Origin of the sequence: Glaciihabitans tibetensis, assembly GCF_003003265.1 — a bacterium.
In the GTDB taxonomy this organism is placed as follows: Bacteria; Actinomycetota; Actinomycetes; order Actinomycetales; family Microbacteriaceae; genus Glaciihabitans; species Glaciihabitans tibetensis.
Window position 1 is genome coordinate 1 of record NZ_PVTL01000011.1, and the last position, 23,614, is coordinate 23,614.

The 23,614-nt window shown below is 64.2% G+C and carries 24 protein-coding genes; 5 read left to right on the forward strand and 19 right to left on the reverse strand.

Annotated features, from left to right (window positions below; all coding sequences use genetic code 11):
- Window positions 1–340 precede the first annotated feature (340 nt).
- From phoH2 to B0I08_RS16260, 3 genes are all read right to left on the reverse strand, one after another.
- A complete protein-coding gene (gene phoH2, locus B0I08_RS16250; protein ID WP_425433015.1) occupies window positions 341–1,702 on the reverse strand; it encodes an RNA 5'-3' helicase PhoH2 in 1,362 nt (453 codons plus the stop codon).
- 190 nt (window positions 1,703–1,892) lie between these two features.
- Window positions 1,893–3,047: an aminotransferase class V-fold PLP-dependent enzyme gene (locus B0I08_RS16255; RefSeq protein ID WP_106214774.1), complete on the reverse strand. Its 1,155-nt coding sequence runs from the start codon at window positions 3,045–3,047 to the stop codon at window positions 1,893–1,895.
- Window positions 3,044–3,829 (reverse strand): isoprenyl transferase, encoded by a 786-nt coding sequence (locus B0I08_RS16260; protein ID WP_245884860.1) that lies wholly within the window; start codon window positions 3,827–3,829, stop codon window positions 3,044–3,046. Before B0I08_RS16260 ends, B0I08_RS16255 begins: the two co-directional genes overlap by 4 nt.
- 64 nt (window positions 3,830–3,893) lie before the next feature.
- Here B0I08_RS16260 and trhA point away from each other — a divergent pair, with 64 nt between their 5' ends.
- Window positions 3,894–4,643, forward strand: coding sequence for a PAQR family membrane homeostasis protein TrhA (gene trhA, locus B0I08_RS16265; RefSeq protein ID WP_106214779.1), 750 nt, complete (start codon window positions 3,894–3,896; stop codon window positions 4,641–4,643).
- Window positions 4,644–4,674: 31 nt separating this feature from the next.
- Here trhA and B0I08_RS16270 read toward each other — a convergent pair whose 3' ends face one another.
- Window positions 4,675–4,938 carry a hypothetical protein gene (locus B0I08_RS16270; RefSeq protein WP_245884861.1) on the reverse strand — a complete coding sequence of 88 codons (264 nt, stop codon included), beginning with the start codon at window positions 4,936–4,938 and terminating at the stop codon, window positions 4,675–4,677.
- The gene (gene mca, locus B0I08_RS16275; protein ID WP_245884862.1) at window positions 4,935–5,807 is read right to left on the reverse strand and encodes a mycothiol conjugate amidase Mca; all 873 of its coding nucleotides are present in this window, start codon (window positions 5,805–5,807) and stop codon (window positions 4,935–4,937) included. Before mca ends, B0I08_RS16270 begins: the two co-directional genes overlap by 4 nt.
- Window positions 5,808–5,869: 62 nt before the next feature.
- On the opposite strand from mca, the gene B0I08_RS16280 reads away from it, so the two are divergent.
- Both B0I08_RS16280 and greA read left to right on the forward strand, forming a co-directional pair.
- Complete coding sequence (locus B0I08_RS16280) at window positions 5,870–6,388, forward strand: DUF4307 domain-containing protein (RefSeq protein ID WP_181243454.1); 519 nt, start codon at window positions 5,870–5,872, stop codon at window positions 6,386–6,388.
- 87 nt (window positions 6,389–6,475) lie between these two features.
- Window positions 6,476–6,961 carry a transcription elongation factor GreA gene (greA, locus tag B0I08_RS16285; protein ID WP_106214785.1) on the forward strand — a complete coding sequence of 162 codons (486 nt, stop codon included), beginning with the start codon at window positions 6,476–6,478 and terminating at the stop codon, window positions 6,959–6,961.
- Between the two features lie 41 nt (window positions 6,962–7,002).
- Here the strand turns inward: greA and ilvA are convergent, their stop codons facing one another.
- From ilvA to B0I08_RS16320, 7 genes are all read right to left on the reverse strand, one after another.
- A complete protein-coding gene (ilvA, locus tag B0I08_RS16290) occupies window positions 7,003–8,271 on the reverse strand; it encodes a threonine ammonia-lyase (protein ID WP_106214787.1) in 1,269 nt (422 codons plus the stop codon).
- On the reverse strand, window positions 8,268–9,425 hold the full coding sequence (locus B0I08_RS16295; RefSeq protein ID WP_106214789.1) for an AI-2E family transporter: 1,158 nt from the start codon (window positions 9,423–9,425) through the stop codon (window positions 8,268–8,270). The genes ilvA and B0I08_RS16295 overlap by 4 nt, the downstream gene beginning before the upstream one ends.
- 71 nt (window positions 9,426–9,496) lie before the next feature.
- Window positions 9,497–10,561: an ABC transporter ATP-binding protein gene (locus B0I08_RS16300; protein WP_106214791.1), complete on the reverse strand. Its 1,065-nt coding sequence runs from the start codon at window positions 10,559–10,561 to the stop codon at window positions 9,497–9,499.
- On the reverse strand, window positions 10,558–11,424 hold the full coding sequence (locus tag B0I08_RS16305) for an ABC transporter permease (RefSeq protein WP_106214793.1): 867 nt from the start codon (window positions 11,422–11,424) through the stop codon (window positions 10,558–10,560). The genes B0I08_RS16300 and B0I08_RS16305 overlap by 4 nt, the downstream gene beginning before the upstream one ends.
- Complete coding sequence (locus B0I08_RS16310; protein ID WP_425433014.1) at window positions 11,421–12,359, reverse strand: ABC transporter permease; 939 nt, start codon at window positions 12,357–12,359, stop codon at window positions 11,421–11,423. Before B0I08_RS16310 ends, B0I08_RS16305 begins: the two co-directional genes overlap by 4 nt.
- 25 nt (window positions 12,360–12,384) lie before the next feature.
- Window positions 12,385–13,473 carry an ABC transporter substrate-binding protein gene (locus B0I08_RS16315; protein WP_181243455.1) on the reverse strand — a complete coding sequence of 363 codons (1,089 nt, stop codon included), beginning with the start codon at window positions 13,471–13,473 and terminating at the stop codon, window positions 12,385–12,387.
- A 188-nt stretch (window positions 13,474–13,661) separates the two neighbouring features.
- Window positions 13,662–15,302, reverse strand: coding sequence for a sensor histidine kinase (locus B0I08_RS16320; protein ID WP_106214797.1), 1,641 nt, complete (start codon window positions 15,300–15,302; stop codon window positions 13,662–13,664).
- Between the two features lie 159 nt (window positions 15,303–15,461).
- On the opposite strand from B0I08_RS16320, the gene B0I08_RS16325 reads away from it, so the two are divergent.
- Complete coding sequence (locus B0I08_RS16325) at window positions 15,462–16,721, forward strand: winged helix-turn-helix domain-containing protein (RefSeq protein ID WP_245884863.1); 1,260 nt, start codon at window positions 15,462–15,464, stop codon at window positions 16,719–16,721.
- Here B0I08_RS16325 and B0I08_RS16330 read toward each other — a convergent pair.
- The 6 genes from B0I08_RS16330 to B0I08_RS16355 form a co-directional block, all read right to left on the reverse strand.
- Window positions 16,718–17,602, reverse strand: coding sequence for a M48 family metallopeptidase (locus B0I08_RS16330; RefSeq protein ID WP_106214800.1), 885 nt, complete (start codon window positions 17,600–17,602; stop codon window positions 16,718–16,720). The two genes, B0I08_RS16325 and B0I08_RS16330, sit on opposite strands and share 4 nt — an antisense overlap.
- Window positions 17,603–17,615: 13 nt before the next feature.
- Window positions 17,616–18,182 carry a LemA family protein gene (locus tag B0I08_RS16335; RefSeq protein WP_106214802.1) on the reverse strand — a complete coding sequence of 189 codons (567 nt, stop codon included), beginning with the start codon at window positions 18,180–18,182 and terminating at the stop codon, window positions 17,616–17,618.
- 81 nt (window positions 18,183–18,263) lie between these two features.
- Window positions 18,264–19,121 (reverse strand): ABC transporter permease, encoded by an 858-nt coding sequence (locus B0I08_RS16340; RefSeq protein ID WP_106214804.1) that lies wholly within the window; start codon window positions 19,119–19,121, stop codon window positions 18,264–18,266.
- On the reverse strand, window positions 19,121–19,924 hold the full coding sequence (locus B0I08_RS16345; protein WP_106214806.1) for an ABC transporter permease: 804 nt from the start codon (window positions 19,922–19,924) through the stop codon (window positions 19,121–19,123). Before B0I08_RS16345 ends, B0I08_RS16340 begins: the two co-directional genes overlap by 1 nt.
- The gene (locus tag B0I08_RS16350) at window positions 19,924–20,721 is read right to left on the reverse strand and encodes an ABC transporter ATP-binding protein (protein ID WP_425433016.1); all 798 of its coding nucleotides are present in this window, start codon (window positions 20,719–20,721) and stop codon (window positions 19,924–19,926) included. Before B0I08_RS16350 ends, B0I08_RS16345 begins: the two co-directional genes overlap by 1 nt.
- A gap of 50 nt (window positions 20,722–20,771) precedes the next feature.
- On the reverse strand, window positions 20,772–21,854 hold the full coding sequence (locus B0I08_RS16355; RefSeq protein ID WP_106214810.1) for an ABC transporter substrate-binding protein: 1,083 nt from the start codon (window positions 21,852–21,854) through the stop codon (window positions 20,772–20,774).
- A gap of 194 nt (window positions 21,855–22,048) precedes the next feature.
- Here B0I08_RS16355 and add point away from each other — a divergent pair, with 194 nt between their 5' ends.
- Window positions 22,049–23,071 (forward strand): adenosine deaminase, encoded by a 1,023-nt coding sequence (gene add, locus B0I08_RS16360; protein WP_106214811.1) that lies wholly within the window; start codon window positions 22,049–22,051, stop codon window positions 23,069–23,071.
- Here the strand turns inward: add and B0I08_RS16365 are convergent.
- Complete coding sequence (locus tag B0I08_RS16365) at window positions 23,068–23,568, reverse strand: DUF1990 domain-containing protein (RefSeq protein WP_106214813.1); 501 nt, start codon at window positions 23,566–23,568, stop codon at window positions 23,068–23,070. The genes add and B0I08_RS16365 overlap by 4 nt on opposite strands.
- Window positions 23,569–23,614 lie beyond the last annotated feature (46 nt).

Sequence of the window (23,614 nt, forward strand, 5' to 3'; positions counted from 1 at the left end):
CCGGGGATTGCACTGCGCGCCCGACCGGTGCTGGTTGCTGAACTGACGCCCGCGGCATCCCACCATCGGCGAAATCGTTGCACAACTTATGTCGCTTCGCCTCGAGTGCCGGCGACAAATCTCGGACAATGAGCGCGGGCGAAGCTGCCCACAGCTCACGGTCTCGAATCGGACGGTGCTTGGTCAGACATCGTGCGCCGCTTTCATGTGAAAAAGCGGGCCACCCCAGGCGACAGCCCCGGATGGCCCGCTCAGAACGGGTCGAGTTGGCAAACCGACTCAGCGAACCCGGGTCGGCGTCCCTAAATCAGCGAAACCTGACTCAGTGACCCGGTGTCCGCTACGCGAGTTCGTTCGACTCCAGCATCTCCGTTACGAGTGCCGCGATCGCGCTGCGCTCGGAGCGGGTGAGCGTGATGTGGCCGAACAGCGGGTGGCCCTTCAGCGTCTCGATGACCGAGGCGACCCCGTCGTGGCGGCCGACGCGGAGGTTGTCGCGCTGCGCCACGTCGTGGGTCAGCACGACCCGCGAATTCTGGCCGATGCGGCTCAGCACGGTGAGGAGCACGTTGCGCTCGAGGGACTGCGCTTCGTCCACGATCACAAACGCGTCGTGCAGCGAGCGTCCGCGGATGTGCGTGAGGGGTAGTACCTCCAGCAATCCGCGGTCGAGCACCTCGTCGAGCACGTTCTGCGACACGACCGATCCCAGTGTGTCGAACACGGCCTGCGCCCAGGGGTTCATTTTCTCCGAGGCATCCCCCGGCAAAAATCCGAGTTCCTGGCCGCCCACCGCGTACAGCGGTCGGAACACCATGATCTTGCGGTGCTGCTGCTTCTCGAGCACGGCTTCAAGCCCCGCGCACAGCGCGAGAGCGGACTTACCGGTTCCGGCGCGCCCACCGAGCGACACGATGCCGATTTCGGGGTCGAGCAGCATGTCGATCGCGAGGCGTTGTTCGGCGCTGCGACCGTGCAGGCCGAAGATGTCGCGGTCACCCCGCACGAGGCGCATCTGGCCGCGGGCGGTGACCCGGCCGAGCGCCGAGCCGCGATCCGAATGCAGCACGAGACCGGTGTTGACCGGGATGTCCTCAACCAGGCGCGACGACAGCTTCTCCCGGTCGTAGAGCGAGTTCATCTGTTCGGAACTCAGGTCGATATCGACCTGACCGGTGTACCCGGAGTCCACCGCGAGTTCCGCCCGGTACTCCTCGGCGGCCAGCCCGATGGAGGCCGCCTTGACGCGCAGCGGGAGATCCTTGGAGACCACCGTGACCGCGAGACCGTCATTGGCGAGGTTCAGCGCCACCGCCAGGATGCGGGAGTCGTTGTCGCCCAGTTGCAGGCCCGACGGCAGCACCGACATGTTGGAGTGGTTGAGTTCGACCCGCAGGGAGCCGCCGTCGTCACCGACGGCGATGGGGAAGTCCAGCCGTTCGTGCAGGATGCGTAACTCATCAAGATTGCGGAGCGCTTGACGCGCAAAATATCCGATCTCGGGGTCGTGCCGCTTGGCCTCCAGTTCGGCGACGACGATGACGGGTAGGACGACTGCGTGCTCAGCGAAGCGGAAGATCGCCTTCGGGTCGGAGAGAAGGACCGAGGTGTCGAGCACGTATGTGCGTTCCGCCTGCCTCCCCTTCGCATCCGCCGACGTTTCCTGGCTGTACTGCTGCTGAGGGGTAGCGAGTTCGGGCACGTGCACTCCATCCCCGGGTGTGAATTCCACCCGGATCCAGTCTGCTAGACGGCCGCGAAACATTCGGGAACGAACTTACGTGGCCGTCCCGATCAGGTGCCTTACCTGATACCTCGACGATAGGCCTTCCGAGGACGACCCGGGCACCCGCAACACCCCGTTAAACGTTACGAGCAGGTAAACGATTGGATCAGATCTGGATCGCGGTGGCGAAGCTCACGAAGCTGCCGCGCAGCATGTCGAGACTGTCCTCGCTGGTCGATACGTGCGGGCTCAGGCGAACCTGCCCGTCGCGCGAGGTTGCACTGACCCCGTGGTTGAACAGGGACGCGGTGAGTACGGTCAGCTGGTCAGGGTCAGGCTCAAGCACCACGATGCCCGCCCGCTCGCTTTCGTCGCGGGGTGAGACGACCGGTATCGCGTATTCGTCGGCGAGGTCGATCACCCTGCTGACCTTCTCCGCGACGAGAGCATTGATCTGCGGCACACCGACCGCGGCGATCTCCTCGAGTGCTGCGGCGAACCGTGCCTGGGCAATTGGGTCGGGGTTGCTGACCTGGAACGCGGCGGCACCGGCCGCGGGTGCCCGAACCTCGTCGACCGGCATTGTCCAGGACTGCTCCCCCTCGGCGTTTGCGGCGCCGGAGAAGCCAGAGAACACCGGGGTGAGCCGTTCGGCGGCGCGGTCGCTCAGCCCTAGGAATCCGGTGCCCCAGCCGGCGCGGACCCACTTTTGCCCGCCGGCGACAACCACATCCGCTAGTTCGAACGGAGCATCCACCACACCGAAGCCCTGGATTGCATCGACAATGAGCAAGCGGTCCCCGATGACCTGCCGGATGCCCTCGAGGTCGGCGACGTACCCCGTGCGGAAATCGACGAGGCTCACTGCGACGGCCTCGACCGAGGAGGTGAGCTGGTCGCGTAAGTTGCCGGGGGTGAGCCTGCCGTGGTCGGTCTCGAGCCACAACGGCTCCACCACCCCGAGGGCCTCCGCCGAGCGCGCGGCGGCGAAGGTCAGGCTGGGAAACTCGGCAAGCGACATCGCGACGCCGCCGGTAACACCGAAGAGCGCGTGCATCAAACCCTGGGACGTGTTTGGCTGGAAGGCGACCTGGTCGGCGCGCAGGCCCACCACCAACGCCACCGCCTCGCGCACCCGGGCATCCTGCTCCCAAAGGCTGTCGAGAGTGCCGAATCGAGCGGTCGCCTGCAGCCGGGTCTGGGCGTGCTGCTCGGCTTCCACGGTGCGGCCGATCGGGCCCACGCGGGCGAAATCGAAGTAGCCGGGTTCTTCAGAGAATGTGGCGACGTACGCGTCGATCGTTCCAAAGCCTGCGGTCATGATCCAAACCTTCTGTGACGGCGGGCGTAGTCGCGGATCGCGCGGAGGAAGTCGACCTCGCGCAGGTCGGGGTAGAGGGCCTCCACGAAGTAGAACTCGCTGTGGGCGCTCTGCCACAGCATGAAGTCGCTGATTCGCTGCTCGCCGGAGGTGCGGATGATGAGATCCGGGTCGGGCTGTCCGCCCGTGTACAGGTGGTCGGCGATCATCTCGGGGGTAAGCAATTCGGCCAGCTCCTCGAGGGTGCCACCTTCCTTGCCGTGGCTGCGGAGGATGCTGCGCATGGCGTCCGCAATCTCCCGTCGACCGCCGTAGCCCACCGCGAGGTTGATGTGCAGGCCCTTGTTGGTCAGGGTGCGCGCCTCGGCGGCAACCAGCGCCTGCGTCAGCGGGTCGGGAAGGCAATCGGTGCGGCCGACGTGCTGCACACGCCATCGTCCCTCGTGCGACAGACCCTCCGTCAGGTTCGCGAGGATCTCGTACAGCTCCGACAGTTCCTCGCTGGGTCGACCAGTGATGTTGTCGGCAGAAAGCACGTACAGGGTGACAACCTTGATATCCAGCTCGTCGCACCAGGTGACAAACTCGCGGATTTTTGCTGCGCCGGCGCGATGACCGAACGCCGCCGACTCCTGCGAGTGCTGCTTGGCCCATCGCCGGTTGCCATCGACGATCATTCCGACGTGGCGCGGCAAATCCTTGCCCACCAACCAACGCTTCAGGCGCCGCTGGTAAACCCGGTACAGAAGGCCTCGACCTAGCGGTACTTCACTCTGTCTCACACAGCTACGGTAGTCCACACTCGGCCGCGTCCACGCTGAATGGCCGCTGTCGTAAGCTTCTGTCATGACCGATGGCGGGGCGAAGCAGCAGTTTCCAGAGGACTCACTCGAGGGGCCGGGACCGGATCTCCCCAATGTTCCCCTGCTCGATGAGTCGATCGACTACGCCGTGCTCGACGCGAAGCCCACCTGGCGCGGCTGGATTCACGCCGCGACCTTCCCGCTGGCCATCGTGCTCGGAATCATCCTCCTCCTGGCCGCCGACGGAACAGCCGCGACAGTCAGCTGCGCGGTCTTCGTGGCATCGTCACTGCTGCTGTTCGGCATCTCCGCGCTCTACCACCGCTTCACCTGGAGCGAGCGGGCGCGCCTGACTCTGAAACGCCTCGACCACGCGAATATCTTCCTGCTGATCGCCGGCTCGTACACCCCCATCACCGTGCTTGCGCTTCCGCCGGAGAAGTCCACCCTGCTTCTGTGGCTCGTCTGGACGGGCGCCGCGCTCGGCATCGGCTTCCGGGTCTTCTGGATCCACGCACCCCGCTGGCTCTACGTGCCGCTCTACCTGCTACTCAGCTACGCGTCGCTGGTCTTCATCGCGGACTTTTTCGCGGCCAACGCCACCATGATGACGCTGATTCTCGTGGGCGGGCTGTTCTACACGGTCGGCGCCGTCATCTACGCGTTGAAGAAGCCGAACCCGTTCCCCGGCAAGTTCGGGTTCCACGAGATCTTCCACACGCTGACGCTGTTCGCGTTTCTCTGCCACTGGGCAGGCATTTTCCTGGTCGCGACGAACCCTCCGACCTTCTAAATATCAGGCGAGCGGATGCCCCGGGGCCGCGTTACCCGGGCGTCGAGTTCTGCGCGTCGCGCTCTTCTTCGAGCCGCTCCCGTACCTCGACCCGGTACTTGGTGCGCCGAATCCGTCGGTTCATGTCGACGATGAGCAGCACGGTCACTGCCGCGACCAGGAACATCGCGATGAACCCGATCACGCCGGGGGTGATGAGGTTCGGGTCCCCCGTGTACGCCGGCATCGGTGTCGGGGTTGGTGCGTTCTCCATGGCTATGGAGGCGCGCAGGACAAAGTCGTTCAGGGCGCTCACGCGGCCCCCTCCTCGGGAATTCCCGCAAACAGGTCGGATTCGGGAAGCTCGGTCGGCACGGTCGCCTCGATCAGCTGGAAGTCTTCGGTCGGCCATGCCTCACGCTGGAGGTCGTTCGGCCAGAAGAAGAACGGGCTGTCGGGCGCTACCTGACTGGCGTGGGACCGCAGGGCGTCGTTACCCACCTCGAAGAAGTCCCCGCAGGGGATCCGCGTGGTGGCGAGGCTGGGCGAGTCATCCATCCAGCTCCGCATGCCCGCCATTGCCTCGATGAGCGGGCTTTCCGGCATGCGCTCCTGCAGCAGGGTGTAGACGCTCCTCAGCCGGTCCCCGCTGAAAATGCGGTCGTAGTACAGCTTGCTGACCTGCCAGGCGTCACCGGCATCGGGGTACTGCGCCGGGTCCGCCGCCGCGCGCATCGCAAACAGCGACACCTCGTGGGTGCGGATGTGGTCGGGGTGCGGGTATCCCCCGTTCTCGTCGTACGTGACCAGAACCTGAGGCTTATACCGGCGGATGATGCGGACGAGAGGTTCCGCGGAGATCTCGAGCGCGATCGCGGCGAAAGAACCGACCGGAAGTGGCTCGCCCTCGTCGGGCATGCCCGAGTCCTGGTAGCCAAGCCAGCGGTGCTCGACACCCATCACGGCCTGGGCGCGCTGCATCTCCCGACGCCGCACACCGGCCAGATCGCGTTCGGCTGCGGGTCGCCCGGCGAGGCCCTCGTTGAGGATGCTGCCCCTCTCGCCACCGGTGCAACTGACCACCATGACCTCGGTACCGATGCTCCTGTAATACGCATAGGTCGCTGCGCCCTTACTCGACTCGTCGTCGGGATGGGCGTGGACCGCAAGCAGACGCTGTGTCACCAAACTCCTAGGGATAGCCAATAGCCTGTACATAGACTATCCGCAGCAACTTGGAGTTCGACGTGCGCACCACCACCGATGAAGCATCTGAAACCTGGGATGCCCCGCACGACGCGGCTGCGGTGGGTGGCGCCTCGAGAGCATTGGCCGACACCGTGTCCGGCTCAGGCCCCGGCTCCGGACCCGACTCCAGCGAGATCAACGCACGTTATGGGCGCACCCCGGCGAATCGCCGCCGCGTTCGTCTCTGGGCCTGGCTCACCGCAGCCATCTTTGTGGTGGTGCTCGGAGCCTGGCTCCTCTGGGCGGGGCTGCTCGAGAACACCGACGCTCTCGAGGCGCAGAATGTCGCCCACACGGTGGTCGACGACCGGGAGGTGGAAGTGACGTGGCAGCTCAACGCCGAGCCCGGGACATCCACCAGCTGCGCGCTTCAGGCTCTTAATGAGAGCTTCTCCATCGTGGGGTGGAAGATCGTTGAAATACCCCCGTCTGAACTGCGGACGCGGAGCCTAACCGAGTCGGTGCTCACTTCGGAGCAGAGCGTCACTGGCTTGATCTACCGCTGCTGGCTGTCTTAAGCTGGGTCATTCGCCAACGGGACCGGTCACATCTGGCCGGTCTCCTTCTATGAACATTTCTAAGAACCTACGGCGCTGAGGAGAACTATGACTGACACCAGCGTTACCTGGTTGACCCAGGACGCGTTCGACCGTCTCACCGGCGAACTCGAGTACTTGAGCGTGGCTGGCCGCACGGACATCGCGAAGAAAATTGAAATCGCCCGTGAAGAAGGCGACCTGAAGGAGAACGGCGGCTACCACGCCGCGAAAGAGGAGCAGGGCAAGATCGAGGCCCGCATTCGCGTCCTCACCCAGCTGCTGCGCCACGCAACCGTGGGTGACGCGCCCGAGAGCCACGGCGTCGTCGAGCCGGGCACCGTCGTTACGGCCAACATCCAGGGCGACCGCTCGGTGTTCCTGATCGGCAACCGCGAGATGGCCGACGGCACCGACATCGACGTCTACAGCGAGGGCAGCCCCCTCGGTACCGCGATCATCGGCCTCAAGGTCGGCGAGTCAAAGAGCTACGTCGCCCCGAACGGCAAGACCATCGAGGTTGAGATCGTCGACGTCGAGACCTACCACCAGTAGTCAGCTGCTGGCGAAGTCGAACAGCTGAGAAGTCGAACCGCTTAGAAGTCGACGCGGGGCGCGAAGCCTGCCTCTCGCAGGTTGTGTAGCACGAGGTCCGCGTGCTCCGGGCCCCGCGTTTCGATGTGGAGTTCGAGTTCGACCATGCTGATCTGCATGCCTGAACCGTGGCGCGAGTGCAGCACCTCCACGACGTTCGCATTGGACTCCGCGACGACCTCTGCGGTGCGCGCCAGCTGCCCGGGACGGTCGGGAAGCGGAATGCGCAGCTTGAGGTAGCGCTCCGATGCCGCGAGGCCGTGGCTGATGATGCGTTCCATCACCAACGGGTCGATGTTGCCGCCGCTGAGGATGGCCACGGTGTTGCCCGTAGGGGTGATCTTCCCGGCGAGGATAGCCGCAACGGCCACCGCTCCGGCGGGCTCGACGACCAGCTTGGCCCGTTCCAGCAGCACCAGCAGAGCGCGGGCGATGTCGTCCTCCTCGACCGTGACGATCTCGTCGACGGTGTCGCGCACGATTTCGAAGTTCAGCACCCCGGGCCTGGCCACCGCGATGCCGTCGGCGATCGTGGGGATGATGGTGATGGTCGTCGGCTCGCCCATGGTGAGCGACAACGGGTAGGGCGCCGCGTTGGCTGCCTGCACCCCGATCACCCGGATGGTGCGCCCGAGGAGCGCCGCCTTCTGCTTTGCCGCGCTCGCGACCCCGGAGATGAGCCCGCCGCCGCCGATCGGGACGATGATGGTGTCGGTCTCGGGCAGCTGGTCGAGTATCTCCAGACCGAGCGTGCCCTGGCCCGCGACGACATCTGCGTGATCAAACGGAGGGATGAAGATCGCGCCCGTCTCCGTCGCAAACTCCGCGGCGGCCAGGAGCGGCTCCGCCACCGTGTGCCCACGCAGCACCACATCGGCGCCATAGCCGCGGGTGGCCTGGAGCTTCGGCAGCGCAACACCGATCGGCATGAAGATGGTGGATTTGATGCCCAGTTCGCGTGCGGCGAAGGCGACACCCTGCGCGTGGTTTCCCGCGGAAGCGGCCACCACGCCGCGCGCACGATCCTCCTCGGAGAGACCCGCGAGCCGGTTGTAGGCACCGCGGATCTTGTAGGAGCCCGTGCGCTGCAGGTTCTCGCACTTCAGGTAAACGGGCGACCCGAGCACCTCCGCGAGGAAGCGCGAACTCTCGAGGGGCGTGATGTCGGCAACGGCGCCGACCGTCGCACGGGCGGCTTCGAAATCTTCCAACGTCGGTCCGGCCACGGCGGGCGCTGGCGCGGCACTGCTGGCTGTGATTGTGTCATTCATGCGCGAGTAGCTACATCCTCTATCTGCGGGCGCACAGTACCGCGCCACCTACCACTGGCCACGTATGTGACCATCACGTTCAGCACCGCTACAACCGGGACGGCAAACAGCGCCCCGGGAATACCGGCGATAAATGATCCCGCGGCCACGGCAAACACCACCGCGAGCGGGTGAATCTTCACTGCGGATCCCATGACCAGCGGCTGGAGCACGTGACCTTCCAGCTGCTGCACCGCCAAGACGATCGCGAGCATGATCAGCGCGGGAACGGGGCCGAGGTAGATCAGCGCCACAAAGATGGCGATCGCTCCCGTCACCACCGCGCCCACCACGGGGATAAACGATCCGAGGAACACGGCGACAGCGATCGGAATGATCAGGGGGAAGCCGCCGAAGAACAATCCGAGGATCCACGCTCCGAGGCCGATGCCGGTCGCGTCGATCGCGGCGACGAAAATCTGCACCTTCACGAAGGTCGTCAGGGTCAGCCAGCCGGCTCGGCCCGACCCATCGACGGCGGCCCGAGCCTTGCGCGGGAAGATGCGAACGATCCAGTTCCAGATGCCCGCACCATCGATCAGGATGAAGAGCGTCGCGAAGAGCGTCAGCAACGAACCCGTGAGCACGTGGCCGGCGGTGGAACCGAGCGACACGGCCCCGGACACCAGCGCCTGGCTGTCGGTTTGCACCGCGGCAACGGCCTGCTCAAGGTAGTCATTGAACTCGCTGTTGTCGATGTTCCAGGTGTCACTGAGGAACGTTTTGAAGTCCTGGTAGGCGGTCACCGACCGGTCCTGCAGGTCGGGGTACCCGCTGCGGATCTGGGTGACGATCAGCACGATGAGTCCGCTCAACACCCCGAGCGTGACGATCATCGTGACCGCCACGGCGAGCCCCTTCGGCCAGCGGTGCCGCACGAGCAACTGCACGATCGGAACGAGCAGCGCGGCGACGAGCACGGCGATCATAAACGGGACCACGATGAGCTGCAGCTGGATGATGAGGAGGCCAAAAACGACCGCTACGCCCGCCACCGCAAGGATTCGCCACGACCAGGCGCCGGCGATTTCGATGCCCAGAGGGATGGATGACTCCACCTCGCGTTTACGCACGTCGCGCACGGCTGGGGGATCAAGCTTCTTACCGAACATCATCGCATCAGTCTAGAACTGTCCCCGCGGCTGATCCCGCAGACTGGCGCACTTCTGTGCCCCACGACCCACCATCAGGCGCGCGGGCCCACCGCAACCGGCCGGGCGGCAAACGAGACCGCCACCCTCTCCCCCGGCGCGGGATGCACACCGACCTCGTGCTGCACCATCAGTAGAGAATTGTCGGCCAAACGGACCTGGGTGCGGCGGAGACTCCCGAGGAAGGTGCTGCCCACCACCACGGCGGCGATGCCGGTTGGCGCGAACGCGACATCCTCCGGACGAATAAATGCGACGACCGGCCCGTCCGCGCGACGCTCCCCCAGGCTCTCGATGCGTTGCCCGTGGATGACGACCGCGCCCCCTACCAGTTCGGCTTCGATGCGGTTGCTCAGCCCGACAAAGTTCGCGACGAACGGTGTCAGCGGCGCCGTATACAGTTCCTCAGGAGATCCGATCTGTTCGATCCGCCCCTCCCGCATCACCGCTACCCGGTCGGCGACGGCAAGGGCCTCCTCCTGGTCGTGTGTCACAAAGAGCGTGGTAATCCCGAGATCCGTCTGGATGCGACGAATCTCGTCGCGCAGTTGCACCCGCACCTTCGCGTCGAGCGCGCTCAGGGGTTCATCGAGCAGGAGCACGCGCGGGCGCGTCACCAGGGCACGTGCCAGAGCGACCCGCTGCTGCTGCCCGCCCGAGAGCTGGTGTGCGTACTGGGCGCTCTTCTCGCTCAACCCCACCATCTCCAGCGCCTCACGCGCGCGTCGCTTGCGGTCGGCCGCGCCAACCTTGCGCATTCGAAGGCCGAACTCGACATTCTCCAGCGACGTCATGTGCGGAAAAAGAGAGTACGACTGAAACACCATGCCGATGTCACGGCGATTCACCGGGACATCCGCCACATTTTCTCCGTCGATGAGGATCCGCCCTTGATCGACCTGTTCGAGTCCGGACAGAGCACGCAAGGCGGTCGTTTTACCGCAGCCCGATGGGCCGAGCAGTGCAATGAACTCGCCGGGAGCGATAGTCAGGTCAATTCCGCTGAGCGCGCGATGTCCGGCATAGTCCTTGACGACTCCAACGAGTTCGACGGTGGCGCCGGTCGGGGGCGCGATGGTGGGGGTGGAGAGGAGGGTCATGCGGATGGGCTCCGATCGCGGCCAGTCGAACCGAAACGGCCGATGAGGAGGAGAAGAACGAAAGCAAACGCCAACGCCAGGAGGGAAAAGATGACGGCAACATACGGGTCACTCTGCGATACCTGAAGGAGGGCAGTCTGCAGGTTGACCCGATTCAGCAGCGACGCGATCGTAAACTCGCCGAGGACCACGGCCACCGAGATAAACGACGCCGCGAGCACACCCCGGCGGAGGTTGGGCAGCAGGACCCGCCAGGTGACGCTAAACCAGTTCGCGCCAAGAGAGCGGGCTGCTTCGCTCAGAGTGATCACGTCCACCGACTCAAGGTTCGACTGGATCGCGCGGTAGGCGAAAGGCAGCACCGTGATTCCGTAGGCAAACGCCAGGGTCCAAATGGAACCACCGAACGTGCGCACCACAATTGAGTAGACCGGCGCGAGCCCGACGACCAGCACAACCGCCGGGACGGTAATCGGGATGATGCAGATAAATTCGAGGACGCGTCTCAGTCGCGGAAACTGCAAATGCACCAGCAGCATGGTTGGCAGGAGCAACACCAGCACAATCGCTACGGTCACCGCCGCGAGAGTCAGCGAGTTCCCGATCGCGGTGAAGAGATTGCGGTAGGTACGGGCGGCGTCCGGGGCGAACAGCCCAGTCCAATGATCGAGCGTATAGGTGCCGGTCAGACCGTCCCGGAAAGTGAAGATGATCATCCCGACGATGGGAATAGCGAAGACGACGCCGACCACTCCCAGGATCACTGCACGGGCGGTTCTGCTGGGCTCCGCCCCGACTCGGGTCGCGTTGCTCACCCTGCTCGTCTTATCCCGGCCAGGGAGGGTGCCGGCACTGACCATCATCGTTGCCACCTCGCCGTGCGCGACTGCAGTACCGAATAGCCCCACATAACCACAACCATCACGACGATCATGCCGAGCGCGAGTGAACCCGCCATATTCTCACGTCCGAGAACGGTTTCACTGACGAGCGCCGCGCGAATCTGCAGCGGCACAATCTGCGACCCTTGGCTGATCAGCGCGGCTGCGGTGGCGTAGGAAGAGAAGGCGTTCGCAAAGAGCAACAGGAGACTGCCGAAAAACGATGGGGCGAGGACGGGCGCGGCAATACGGGTCCAGTAGGTCACCCGCGACCCTCCAAGAGTGGCGTTAGCCTCCGCCCACTGGATCTTGAGCCCCTCCAGCGCCGGCATAAACGTGATGATCATCAGTGGCACCTGAAAGTAGATATACGGCAGGAGCAGCCCGGGAACCTGGTAGATCCACACCCCGTTCGCGAAGATATCGATGCCAAATACGTCCGCGAGAACAGCGGTGACGAAGCCCTGCGTGCCGATCGTCGCAATGAATGCGAATGCGAGCATCACGCCGCCGAACTGCGCGAGGACACTGCTGGCAGAGTCAACGACCGTGCGCAGCGCGCCTTCTGCTCTCGTGCCAAGAAGGGCGAAGCAGACCAGGGCTCCGACAACCGCGCCAATTACAGCTGACACCGCCGAGAGCCAGAACGAGCTAAAGAAGGTACCGAGAATGAGCGGGTCGAAGATACCAAGAACATTCGCGAACGTGAATTCGCCCGTGTCCGTGAAGAACCCGGTCACCACGGCCAGAGTGGTCGGCACAGCGAGGAATAACAGCACATAGATCGCGAAGGGGGTGAGCCCGATGTACTTGGCAAACCCGCGACGGGCGCGATTGTGTGATGGAGACACGGGTTGGTGTCGAGGGTTTTCCTCGACACCAACCGCCGTCAGCTCTGGTGCGTTTGCGACAGTCACGTGGATGAGGGTGTGAGAAGCGCTGCTAGCCGATGGCAGCAGCCCACTTTTCGGCGAGAAGGGCGGCGGCGGCTTCGGACTGCTCGGTAGTTGGGGTGACGAGTTCGCCATCCAACGCACCGATGGTCTCAAGCGCCTCTTCGTCCACTGTTCCCGCCTCCGTCATCGCATCAATCGTGACGGGGTAGGCGCCACCGGTGATGAAGAGGTTTTGCGCCTCGGGGCTGTAGAGAAACTCCTGCCACAGGCGGGCGGCCGCGGGGTGCGGTGCATCCGCGCTGATGGCCTGGTTGTAGAAGCTGGTGTACACCGCTCCCGGCAGTGTGGTCACTTCCCAGCCGTCAACAACCGAAACCTGCGCCAGGTTGTTGTAGCTCCAGTCGAACACGACCTTCGTCTCGCCCGACGCGATGGTGCCCGCCGTGACGTTGACTGGGATGAAGTTGCCTGCCGCGTTCAACTCGCTGAAGAACTCAATGCCCGGGGTGAAGTCATCGAGGGTGCCGCCGTTCTGCACGGAGGCAAGGCCTACCGCCGCGAATGCCGCACCGGCCTGCGTCGGGTCGCCGTTGAGAGCGACCGCGCCCTTGTACTCACTGCCCAGGAGGTCATCAAGACTGGTGGGCTCTGGAACCGAGTTGGAGTCGTATCCGATCGACATACTGCCGGTGTAGTCGTTCGCCCAAAGACCGGTGGGTTCCTTATTTTCGTCGGGGATGTCCGCCCAATTCTCGACCTGGTACGGGGCGAAGTAGTCGGTGCTCGCGAGCGCTACGGCGGTTCCGAGGTCGAAGACGTCCGGTGCGGTGTCCTGTCCCTTGAGGTTGTCTGCCGCGGCGATCTCCTCGGCGCTGGAGATGTCAGGATCGGCGGAGTTGACGACAATGTCGTACTTTTCCTCAAACAACGCCTTGATCTCACCGTAGTTTGCCCAGTTGTCCGGAAGAGCGATGACGTTGAGCTCTCCCTCCGCCTGTGCTGCTTCAATCAGCGCGTCGAGCCCACCGAAGTCTTCTGCGCTGGTCGCAGCAGCGGCGTCCACGTCGGACGCCGGAGCGTCGGTCGCGCTGGCGCATGAGCTGAGGGTGATGGCTGCGGCGGCGAATAGGGCCATACCAGCAACGTTGCGCTTACGGAACAATGGAACCTCCAGTGGGCAGAACCGGCCGTCCGTGCTGTGAACGGACGTGGGGTAACCGGTCGCTCCAGGACTGAACTTACGGGTGACGCGTAACGCGCCAGCAACTTTCCGGTAAACGGCGAACAAACGCCAGCCGCGCTCGGGAGCGACGCCTGGTCTGGTCACACCGCGACAGCGAGCGTTCGCAGCGGGAGGAGAACGGTGAAAACCGAACCAGTGCCAAGTTGACTCTCGACCGAAACGGTACCGCCGTGCGCCTCCACCAACGCCTGAACGATCGCCAAACCGAGCCCCGTGCCAGGGATGGCCTGCGAACGGGCCAACGGTGCACGAAAGAATCGGTCGAACACCCGACCCTGGTGCTCGGGGCTGATGCCAACGCCAGAGTCTTCGACGGTGATTACGGCCGAGCGCCCGTTTTCGCCTACCGCGACCACAACATGGGTTCCCGCGGCGGAGTATTTCACCGCATTGGACAGCAGGTTGTCGAGCACCCTGCGGATGGCGTCCCGGTCGACCTCTGCGACAACCTTGGCGCCGGGGCTGAGCCGGATGCCCACGCCCGAACTCTGCGCACCCAGAAGAACGGCGGCAATCGCGGCCTCCGTGATCGCGGTGAGGTCCTCGGGAACACGGTGCACGTCTTGGGTCGTACCCGCGCCCGTGAGAAGGTCGGAGATCAGCCCCATCAGACGTGCTGCGTTGTTTCTGACAACAGCGATTTCCGCAGCCGCGGGACCTTCTTCCATCAGGTCGAGGTAGCCGATGATGTTGGTCAGGGGTGTCTTCAGTTCGTGCGACACCGACGCGAGGAATACGTCCCTGATCTCGATCGACTCGACGAGCGGGGTGACGTCGTATCCGACCACGACGGTGCCGAGACTGCCCCCGTCTGGGCGGGTGACGCGGCGGGAAGTGACCGTCACTGCGCGTTGTGCGCCTGTGGCACCGATCCAATAGGTCCGCCCGGCCATCGGGTCGTCCCGGAGCGCGCTCGCGGCGAGGCTACCGTCCAGCGGGATCCGCGTGACGCGATCCTCCCCGAAGATAAGCGGCGGGTCTGAAAAGTGACCCTTCTCATCCGCTCCGGCTCTGCCGTAGAGAAGACGCGCGGTGCTGTTGCACAAAACGATGTCGCCGGCGGGACCGAACAGCACGATCGCTGCCTCGACCGTTTCGGTGACTGATCGGAGGGTCAGCTCGCGATCCGACGCCTCGGCGAGCGAATCACCTAGGCGCACTGCGAGATCGTCGGCCCGGCTTCGATCTTCACGCATACGACGCATGACCGAACCCGCCGCCAGGGCGACCGAGCCGAGCGCAGTCGGCACGAGGACGACGTTCAGCCACTCGATCGGGTCCTGTGGGGGCGTGCCCCGCAATACATAGGGAAGCCCCGTCAGAAGACCGGAAGCCACGAGCACGGCAGGAAGCGACCACACGCGCAGTTCGGTGGCCAGCCAGAGAACGGGAAAAATCACCAGAGCCCCCAGCGCGGGAATTGTGCCGTGCGTGAGGTGCAACCCCTCTCGCGCGAGGGCGATGACCAGGATGTCCGAGAAGGGCACCAGAGCGATCCAGGAAAACCGAGGGCGTCTTTCGCCAGTGAAGAGGGCGGCCGCACTGGTGAGCACAGCAAGAACCACGCTGGCGATGAAGGCGGGTTCCGCCAGCACCGCGGGTTCAAACAAGCGGAGGATGGCGATGAGCGCGCCCAGGACCACGAGCAGGGGAACCTGAGCCAGAAGCACGAACAGACGTCGATCGCGACCGTCGGCGCGCACGCGTGCGATTGATCCCACCGGACTCCCCAAGTACGTCGGGTTGCCCCCGATATGGGGGCGCCTAAAACGCAGCTTATCGTGAAGCCCACTCACCTATCAGTCCGAAAGCCTCGTGGCCACTACCCCCTTTCGGGCACGCCGCGGAGCATGTCGGTCGGTCTGGGTAGAGTCGTGCCCGTGGCAGTCAAAGGTTCACCAGTGCGGGTTCCGAGCGCGCAGATATCCCCGGCTCAGGCTCGCCGGATCGCGTTGGCCGCCCAGGGTTTTGGCCGTGCTCGGCCGACAGCCGTCGGCGTGCGGCAACTGGGTGCAACGGTTGCCCGCCTCGGCCTGCTTCAACTCGACTCGGTCAACGTGTTCGAGCGCAGCCACTACATGCCCGCGTTTTCCCGGCTGGGCCCCTATAACAAGGCCGATCTCGACCGTCTCACTCTGGACCGGTCTGCTCGCTACACGGAGTACTGGGCCCACGAGGCATCCCTCATTCCCCGGCACACCTGGCCGCTGTGGCGGTGGAAGATGGATGACCGTCGTCGCAAGCAGGAGGACGATCCACAGTCGTGGATCCACGCCAACCACGACATGCTGCAGTGGCTCCGTGACGAACTCGCAGACAAGGGGCCGCTGCCGGCGGGCAAGATCGAAAGCGACGCCGGACGACGCCGAGGCGGCTGGTGGGAATGGTCCGACGTGAAGCGCGGACTCGAGATGCTCTTTAGCTGGGGCGAGGTCGTCTCGGCGGGGCGCACCTCCTTTCAGAGGGTGTACGGGCTCGCCGCGCAGGTGCTGACCCCCGAATTACTCAATGCCGAGGTCAGCAGGCGAGACGCGCAGCGCCAGTTGTTGCTGTGGTCAGCGAAAGCGCATGGCATTGGCACCGTGGGCGACCTCGCTGACTACTACCGTCTGAAGAGCCAGCAGGCGAAACCGCTGCTGGAGGAGCTCGCCGATGCGGGCGAAATTTTGCCTCTGCTGGTGCCGGGGTGGGAGGTCAACGGGCGACCGCGGCTCGCCTACCTTCACAGCGAAGCGAAAGTGCCCAGGCGGATAAACACCGGCGCGCTGCTGTCGCCGTTCGACCCGGTTGTGTGGGAGCGAAACCGTGCGCTCCGGCTGTTCGATTTCCACTACCGCATCGAGATCTACACGCCCGAGCCGCAGCGCGTCTACGGGTACTACACGCTTCCGGTTCTGATCAACGACCGGATCGTGGCCCGGATTGACCTCAAGAGTGACCGGCAGAACCGCGTGCTGCGGGTGCAGTCCGCGTGGAATGAAGCGGCGCTGGCGCTCGGCGTGGTCGACCGCATCGCCATCCTTCTCCGGGAAGCGGCCGCCTGGCAGCAGCTCGACGACATCGTGGTCGTGGACCGGGGTGACCTCGCGGCCGCCCTGGCAGCGGAGCTGCGAACGCCCCTGCTGCCGCGCCCGTACTAGAAGGTGCGACCGATCTCGCTGAGACGCCTGACCCGCTCGGCGATGGGCGGGTGGGTACTGAACAGACGGTCGATCATGCCGGGCTTGGTGGGGTCGGAGATCCACATGTGAGCCATGCTGGTGTTTTGTCTGCGGACCGGCCGGCCATAGGCGCCCAGTTTCTCAAGCGCCCGGGCCAGCGCGTCGGGGTGCCGGGTGGTCATCGCCCCGGTCGCGTCGGCAAGGTATTCCCGCTGGCGCGACACCGCAGCCTGCACGACGCCGGCAACCAGCGGCGCGAGAATCAGCGAGACCAAACCGAGCGCGAGCACGATCGGATTCGTACCGTTGCTATTGCGGTTGCCACCGCCGAAAAATGACAGGCGAAGCAGGATGTCGGCAAGGAATCCAACCGCGACCACGAGACCAAAGACCATAGTCGTCACCCGAATGTCGTAATTCTGCACGTGACCGATCTCGTGCGCCATCACCCCTTCGAGCTCGGCGTCATCCATCAGATCCAGGAGGCCTGTCGTCGCCGCGACCACCGCGTGCTGGGGGTCGCGCCCGGTCGCGAACGCGTTGGGAGCGGGGTCGACGATGATGTAGACCTTCGGCATCGGGAGGCCGTTAGTGATAGCCAGGTTTTCGACGATGCGGTAAAGGCGAGGATTGTCGGCCTTTTGGATCTGGCGGGCGCCGCTGATGGCGAGTGCCTGCCCGCTCGCGGCGAAGTACTGGATGAGGGTGTAGACGCCCGCTCCGAGAATGGTGCCGATCGTGATGCCCCAGCCACCGCCGGTGAACAGCTGTGCGACGTACCCGAGCGCGGCGATGATAATGAGGAAGATACCGATTATAAGAACGGTGTTCCGTTTGTTTGCCGCTATGGCTCTGTACATGGAACTGTCGTGATCAGAACTGCACGCGCGGCGGCTCCGAGATCGCCGCGGCGTCGGCCACCTCGAAGAACTCGCGCTCGGTGAAGCCGAGGTTACGCACGAACAACGTGTTGGGGAAGGTTTGAACCTTGGTGTTGAGCTCGCGCACACCACCGTTGAAGAACCGGCGCGATGCCTGGATCTTGTCTTCGGTGTCGACGAGCTCACCCTGGAGTTGCAGGAAGTTCTGGCTGGCCTGCAGCTGGGGGTAAGCCTCGGCGACGGCGAAGACGCTCTTCAGCGCCTGCTGCATGTGGTTTTCAGCGACGGACGCGTCGGCGGGACCCTGCGCGGACAGTGTCTCGGCACGGGCTTTTGTTACCGCTTCGAAAACGCCTTTTTCGTGGACCGCGTATCCCTTTACGGCCTCAATGATGTTCGGGATCAAATCCGCCCGGCGCTTGAGTTGCACGGTGATGTCGCTCCACGCCTCGTCGACGCGCACCTTGAGGGTAACGAGAGAGTTGTACGTCGCCCACAGGTAGATCCCCGCAATCACAACAAGCAGGAGGATGACGCCGGCGATGATTAGCAGTTCCATACCGGAATTATAAACGAGACCCGCTCGCCTCCCACTCCCCTGCAAGGCAGCTCTCGGTGAATTCGCGGGCTGCTCACGGGTTCATTCGCCTGCGCTGGCGGCCATGCCCATCCTGCGCAGCACGAGACTTTCCACGAGCTGTGCGAGGCCGTACAACAGCAGTGTCACCGCAGTGATCACCACCACCGACGCCCAGACTTCGAAGTTTTTGGACTGCGCGACGGCCGCCACGATGGCGCCACCGATTCCTTTGCCCGTTGCAAGCCACTCGGCCAGAAGGGCTCCCGTGATGGCGCCGGGAACCGAGATCTTCACGGCCGCGAAGAGGGCGCCGAGCGAGCTCGGCATCGCAACCTTCCGCAAGGCCGTGAACGGCGTTCCGCCGTACACAGAGATGACGTCGGTGATAATGGGCGACGCCGACCGCAGGCCAAAGACAATGTTGACCAGCGCCGGGAACAACACAACGATGCCCCCCATGACGGCAGCGACGGCGGCCCCCCGGCCGACGATCAGGATGATGATCGGAGCAAGGGCCACCAGCGGCACGGAGCGCAACAGCATTGCGATCGGCATCAGGGCGTGCTCGATTCCCCGCGACAGGGTGAACGCGATCGCGAGCAGCAGCGCGACGACGAGCCCCGCGGTGAAGCCGATGAACGAGTCGCCGAGGGTGACCAGCAGGTTGCCCCAGATCAGCTCCCGGTTTTCCGCGGCTGCCGGCACGGTGAACAGCCAGTTGAAGACGTCGAGGGGCCCCTTCGCGATAAAAGTGGACACACCGAGGATGCTGATTATCGCCTGCCAGACCAGCACGACGATCAGGAGCGTGATGAGACCCGTTCGTGCGGCCCGCAACACGGAGCCGGCCGCGCCGTGGCTGGTTCGGCCGCCCGTCACGGTGGGCGACGCGGTCGATGGTGAGGTGGATGTCGCCATCAGGAGTTCCTTCCGCTCGACCAGGGCGTCACAAGCCTCGAGATGAGACCGAACAGCGCGTAGCCAAGTCCGGCGATGACGCCTGCCACGATGGCGAGGCCCCACACCCGTTCGACCTGCGCAGATGAGCCCGCCGTCAGCATCGCGATACCGAGGCCCCGCTCTACCCCTCCGAGGTACTCGGCAATGATGGCGCCAAGGAGCGCGGCCGGCGCCGCGATCTTGAGCGCCGTGAGCACCGCCGGGATGGCCGCGATGATGCGCACCTTGCGCAGCTGCATCAGCTTTCCTCCCCCGTAGACGCTGACCAGGTCGAGGCTGGCCCTATCGGCCGCCTTGAGCCCCAGCAGCGAACCGACCACGGTGGTGAAAAAAACCGCGAGCGCGGCAAGAAAGACCGCCGTTCCCGCGGGTTCGCCGGAGTCGGGATTGCCGATCAGCAGGCGCGCGATGGGACCAATGGCCACGATCGGAAGGCAGTAGGTGATGACGGCAATCTGCAGCGCGACCTTCTCGATACGGGGAAAGACCAGCACGAAGGCAGCGAGGGCCAGGGCGAGGCCATTCCCCCAGAGGAAACCCAGTCCGGCCTCGGTAACGGTCACCTGAATGTGACGGAAGTAGTACGTAGCGCCGTCTTCGCCGAGCTGCTGAAGCACGGCCCACGGGGTGGGAATGGCGCTGACATTTGCCGGGCCAACACCGGCAAAAACGGTGACCGCCAACAGCCACCACAGTGCGATCACCACGGCGACACCAAAAAGACCGGTCGCCCAGCTGGGCAACGCGCGCACGCGGTCCATCAGTCGTGGTCCTCGTTACCGAACAGCAACTCGGACGCGCGGTCGTGCAGCGCGTGGAATTCGGGAGTGCGCATCATCTCGGGAAGGCGCGGACGCGGTAGGTCGACATCGATGACCTCTTTAATCCGGCCCGGGCGCGCGCTCATCACCGCGACCTGGTCCGAGAGGAAAATCGCTTCCGAGATGCCGTGGGTCACCATCAGCGTGGTCGCGGGCTTCTCGGTCCAGATGCGCAGCAGTTCGACGTTCAGACGCTGCCTGGTCATGTCATCGAGGGCGCCGAACGGCTCGTCGAGAAGCAGCACGGACGGCTTGAGTACCAGCGACCGCGCGATGGACACCCGCTGACGCATGCCGCCCGACAGCTGGGCGGGCTTGGCTTTTTCGAACGCCGACAACCCAACCAGCGAGATCAGCTCACTGACGTAGGCGTGATCGACCGGAATGCCCGCCACTTCGAACGGGAGCTGGATGTTGGCGCGCACGCTCCGCCAGGCGAGCAGCGCCGAATCCTGAAAGGCGATGCCCAGCTGGTGGTCCTTCTTCAACTCGGTGGGACTCTTGCCATCCACGCGAGTAGTGCCGGTTGTCGGCTGCTCCAGCCCGGCGAGAATGCGCAGAATGGTCGACTTGCCGCAGCCGGATGGCCCCAGGAGCGACAGGAAGCTTCCCTTGTCGGTGTGCAGGGTCGCGTTGTCGAGAGCAACAACTTCTTTGCGTCCGACCGCGAAGACCTTGCTGAGTTCACTGATGTGGAGGCCGGTGCCCGAGGTGTTCGTTCGGGCACCGGCATCAATTGTTGACAAGAGTCTTCGTGTTCCTCTATCTCGGTGCTGCGTGTAGCTCGTTACTTCGCGTAAGCGATGAGTTCCGGGTTCTCTTCGTAGATCTCCGCAAGCAGCGACATGTCGAAGAGCTGGTCGGCCGTGAGGTCGATTCCGGCGGCGGCGAGCGTCGCAATGCTCTCTTCCTGCATGGATTCCGAGATGGTGAAGAGACCATTCTCCTCTGTTTCGGCGCTGACGACGAGATCGGTCGCCTGGATGGAGGCCTGCAGGTTCTCTTTTTCGATGGTCAGGCTCAGGTCGGCTCCGTAGGTGTCGACCGTGTACGCCGCTGCAGCCTCGGGGTCGTTGATCGCGTCGGTCCACCCTTTGATCTCGGCGATGAGCAGCGCTTTCAACTTCTCGCGGTCTCCCTCGATTGCCTCGTCGCTCGCGGTGAACGTCTCAGCGACGAACGGCAGACCGTTGTCGGCGAGCGGCAGGTTGACCGGCTCGAGTCCGCTCAGCTCGGCGTCGAGGGACTCGTTCGTCAGGTAGGCAAACCAGCCATCGACCTCTCCGTTGAAGAGCGGGGTGGGGTCGTACTCGACGGGGAGCATGGTCACTTCGCTCTCGTCGATATCGTTCACCTTGAGGAATGCCTCCCAAAGGTTCAGGTTGCTCGCCTGCACGCCGATCGTCTTGCCCTTGATGTCATCCACGGTCGCGATGTTGCCGACGCTCTTCAGCGAGAGAATCGTGAACGGGTTCTTCTGGTAGGTCGCGCCAATGATCTTGATCGGCGCGCCCTCGCTGGCGATGACTGTTCCGGTAGAGATCGCGTTGCCGATGCCCAGGTCTGCCTCACCGGAGATCACGACCGGTTCAACCGCCGACGGTCCGGGAACGAGCTCGACGGAGTCGAACCCGGCCTCTTCGAAGTAGCCATTCTTGTCGGCCATGAACTCGCCCATGAACTCGGTGTTCTTGATCCAGGAGAGCTGGATGCTGGCTTCACCGAACGATCCGGAGTCTTCAGAACCGGCGTCGCTGTCTCCGCTGGCGCACGCGGTCATTGCCAATGTGACGATGGTGGCCGCCGCAATGCCCTGGCCCAGACGGGTGATGGATCGGCGGCGGAGTGAAGAACTTCGGGTGGTCGTCATAGAACAAGCCTCTCTGCGGTGCGGGTATGCGGTCACGTGGTGACGGCGGCTGTGTGGTCGCAACTTTATTCCTCAAATGTGACGGCCCGAGTCCCGCGGCATTTCGGACAGGTTACGTCGGCCGCCCGTTGGCCCCGAAACACCACGGAAACCCACAATTGGTACCGTTTTGTGACCGTTTTGAAAGGACCTCCATGTCTGAGCCCACCGTCAGCGCCGAATTTCTTTCCGGCCTCCCGAAATGCGAATTGCACCTCCATCTCGAGGGCACACTGGAGCCCGAGCTGAAGCTCACGCTCGCGATGCGCAACGGCATCGACATCGGGCAGACCACGGTGGAGGACGTGCGCGCGACCTACGTCTTTGATTCCCTCGCCGCCTTCCTCGCCGTGTACTACCCGGCGATGAATGTGCTGGTTACGGAACAGGACTTCTATGACCTGGCACACGAATACTTCACCCGCGCGGCGATCGACGGCGTGCGCCGCGTTGAGGCTTTCTTTGACCCCCAGGCCCACACGTCCCGCGGAATTCCGATCGAGACCGTGATCCAGGGTTACCATCGCGCCGCAGTGGATGCCGCGAATTTCGGAGTCTCGGCGGAGCTTATCCTCTGCTTCCTTCGCGACTTTTCCGCAGAAAGCGCCCTGCAGACTCTCCGCGATGCTCTGCCCTACAAGGACCAATTCATCGGCGTTGGTCTGGACTCCGACGAGCGGGATAATCCGCCGGCAAAGTTCGCAGAGGTGTTCGCTCTCGCTCGCGCAGAGGGACTCAAACTCACAATGCACTGCGATATCGACCAGGTGGGCAGCATCGAAAACATCCGCCAGGTGCTCGACGAGATCAAGGTCGACCGCATCGACCACGGCACCAACGTGGTGGAAAGCCCCGAACTCGTCGAGCTTCTGCGGCTGCGCCAGATCGGACTCACCTGCTGCCCGATCTCGAACAGCTTCGTCACGGCAGATATGAAAGCCACCGAGATCGTCGACCTGCTGCACGCGGGCGTAAAGGTCACGATCAACTCCGACGACCCCGCCTACTTCGGCGCCTACGTCGCCGAAAACTATCGCGCGCTGGCGGACCGGGCGAACCTGAGTCGCGACGACATGATTCTGCTGGCGAAAAACTCGTTCGAGGCTTCATGGTTGTCCGACGACGACAAGCAGATGTACCTCGACGAGGTCGACGCGTACGTGGCCGCGCAGTCCTAGCGCAGGTGCGCGTCCAGACTCCGGAGGTTACGGCGCAGCAGCAGCAGAAGGGCGACGTGTGCCGCCGGGCCAGCCGCGCGCATCCACCACGCGGAGGCACGCGACACGACTCGTACACGGAGCGTAACGTCACCATCCGCCCCCAACTCGACGAGGAAGCTCTCCCACCCGGACTGCGGGTGGCCGCGAATCGCCTCGTGGGCGAACCCGGCGAGGCGAGGTTCATCGACCACGGAGAACACCCGGCAGGTCACCATCGGGCGCAACGGTCCAAAGGGAATTCGGAACTGGGAGACAACCCCGACGATCACGCGCTCCGGCATCTGCACCGGCAGAAACCGGGAGCCGGTCTGTATCCGCCAGAGCCAGATCAAGTCACGCGCGCGCGTGAAATCAGCGTCGCCCGACCCGATTACGCGCGATCGTTCGGTCAACCGGTACCCTGCCGGCGCTTGACCGAAGAGCGTGGGCGACTCGCGCCTGGTGAAACCGGTCATGGGACTCCCTCCAGGCGTCCGGGCTAACTGTTCCAGACCGCCTCCC

Bases quoted from the DNA above. Each gene is read 5' to 3' on its own strand.
- B0I08_RS16255 (WP_106214774.1), bottom strand. From the start codon at position 3,047: ATGACCGCAGGCTTTGGAACGATCGACGCGTACGTCGCCACATTCTCT.
- trhA (WP_106214779.1), top strand. From the start codon at position 3,894: ATGACCGATGGCGGGGCGAAGCAGCAGTTTCCAGAGGACTCACTCGAG.
- greA (WP_106214785.1), top strand. From the start codon at position 6,476: ATGACTGACACCAGCGTTACCTGGTTGACCCAGGACGCGTTCGACCGT.
- ilvA (WP_106214787.1), bottom strand. From the start codon at position 8,271: ATGAATGACACAATCACAGCCAGCAGTGCCGCGCCAGCGCCCGCCGTG.
- B0I08_RS16295 (WP_106214789.1), bottom strand. From the start codon at position 9,425: ATGATGTTCGGTAAGAAGCTTGATCCCCCAGCCGTGCGCGACGTGCGT.
- B0I08_RS16300 (WP_106214791.1), bottom strand. From the start codon at position 10,561: ATGACCCTCCTCTCCACCCCCACCATCGCGCCCCCGACCGGCGCCACC.
- B0I08_RS16305 (WP_106214793.1), bottom strand. From the start codon at position 11,424: ATGATGGTCAGTGCCGGCACCCTCCCTGGCCGGGATAAGACGAGCAGG.
- B0I08_RS16315 (WP_181243455.1), bottom strand. From the start codon at position 13,473: ATGGCCCTATTCGCCGCCGCAGCCATCACCCTCAGCTCATGCGCCAGC.
- B0I08_RS16330 (WP_106214800.1), bottom strand. From the start codon at position 17,602: ATGTACAGAGCCATAGCGGCAAACAAACGGAACACCGTTCTTATAATC.
- B0I08_RS16335 (WP_106214802.1), bottom strand. From the start codon at position 18,182: ATGGAACTGCTAATCATCGCCGGCGTCATCCTCCTGCTTGTTGTGATT.
- B0I08_RS16340 (WP_106214804.1), bottom strand. From the start codon at position 19,121: ATGGCGACATCCACCTCACCATCGACCGCGTCGCCCACCGTGACGGGC.
- B0I08_RS16345 (WP_106214806.1), bottom strand. From the start codon at position 19,924: ATGGACCGCGTGCGCGCGTTGCCCAGCTGGGCGACCGGTCTTTTTGGT.
- B0I08_RS16355 (WP_106214810.1), bottom strand. From the start codon at position 21,854: ATGACGACCACCCGAAGTTCTTCACTCCGCCGCCGATCCATCACCCGT.
- add (WP_106214811.1), top strand. From the start codon at position 22,049: ATGTCTGAGCCCACCGTCAGCGCCGAATTTCTTTCCGGCCTCCCGAAA.
- B0I08_RS16365 (WP_106214813.1), bottom strand. From the start codon at position 23,568: ATGACCGGTTTCACCAGGCGCGAGTCGCCCACGCTCTTCGGTCAAGCG.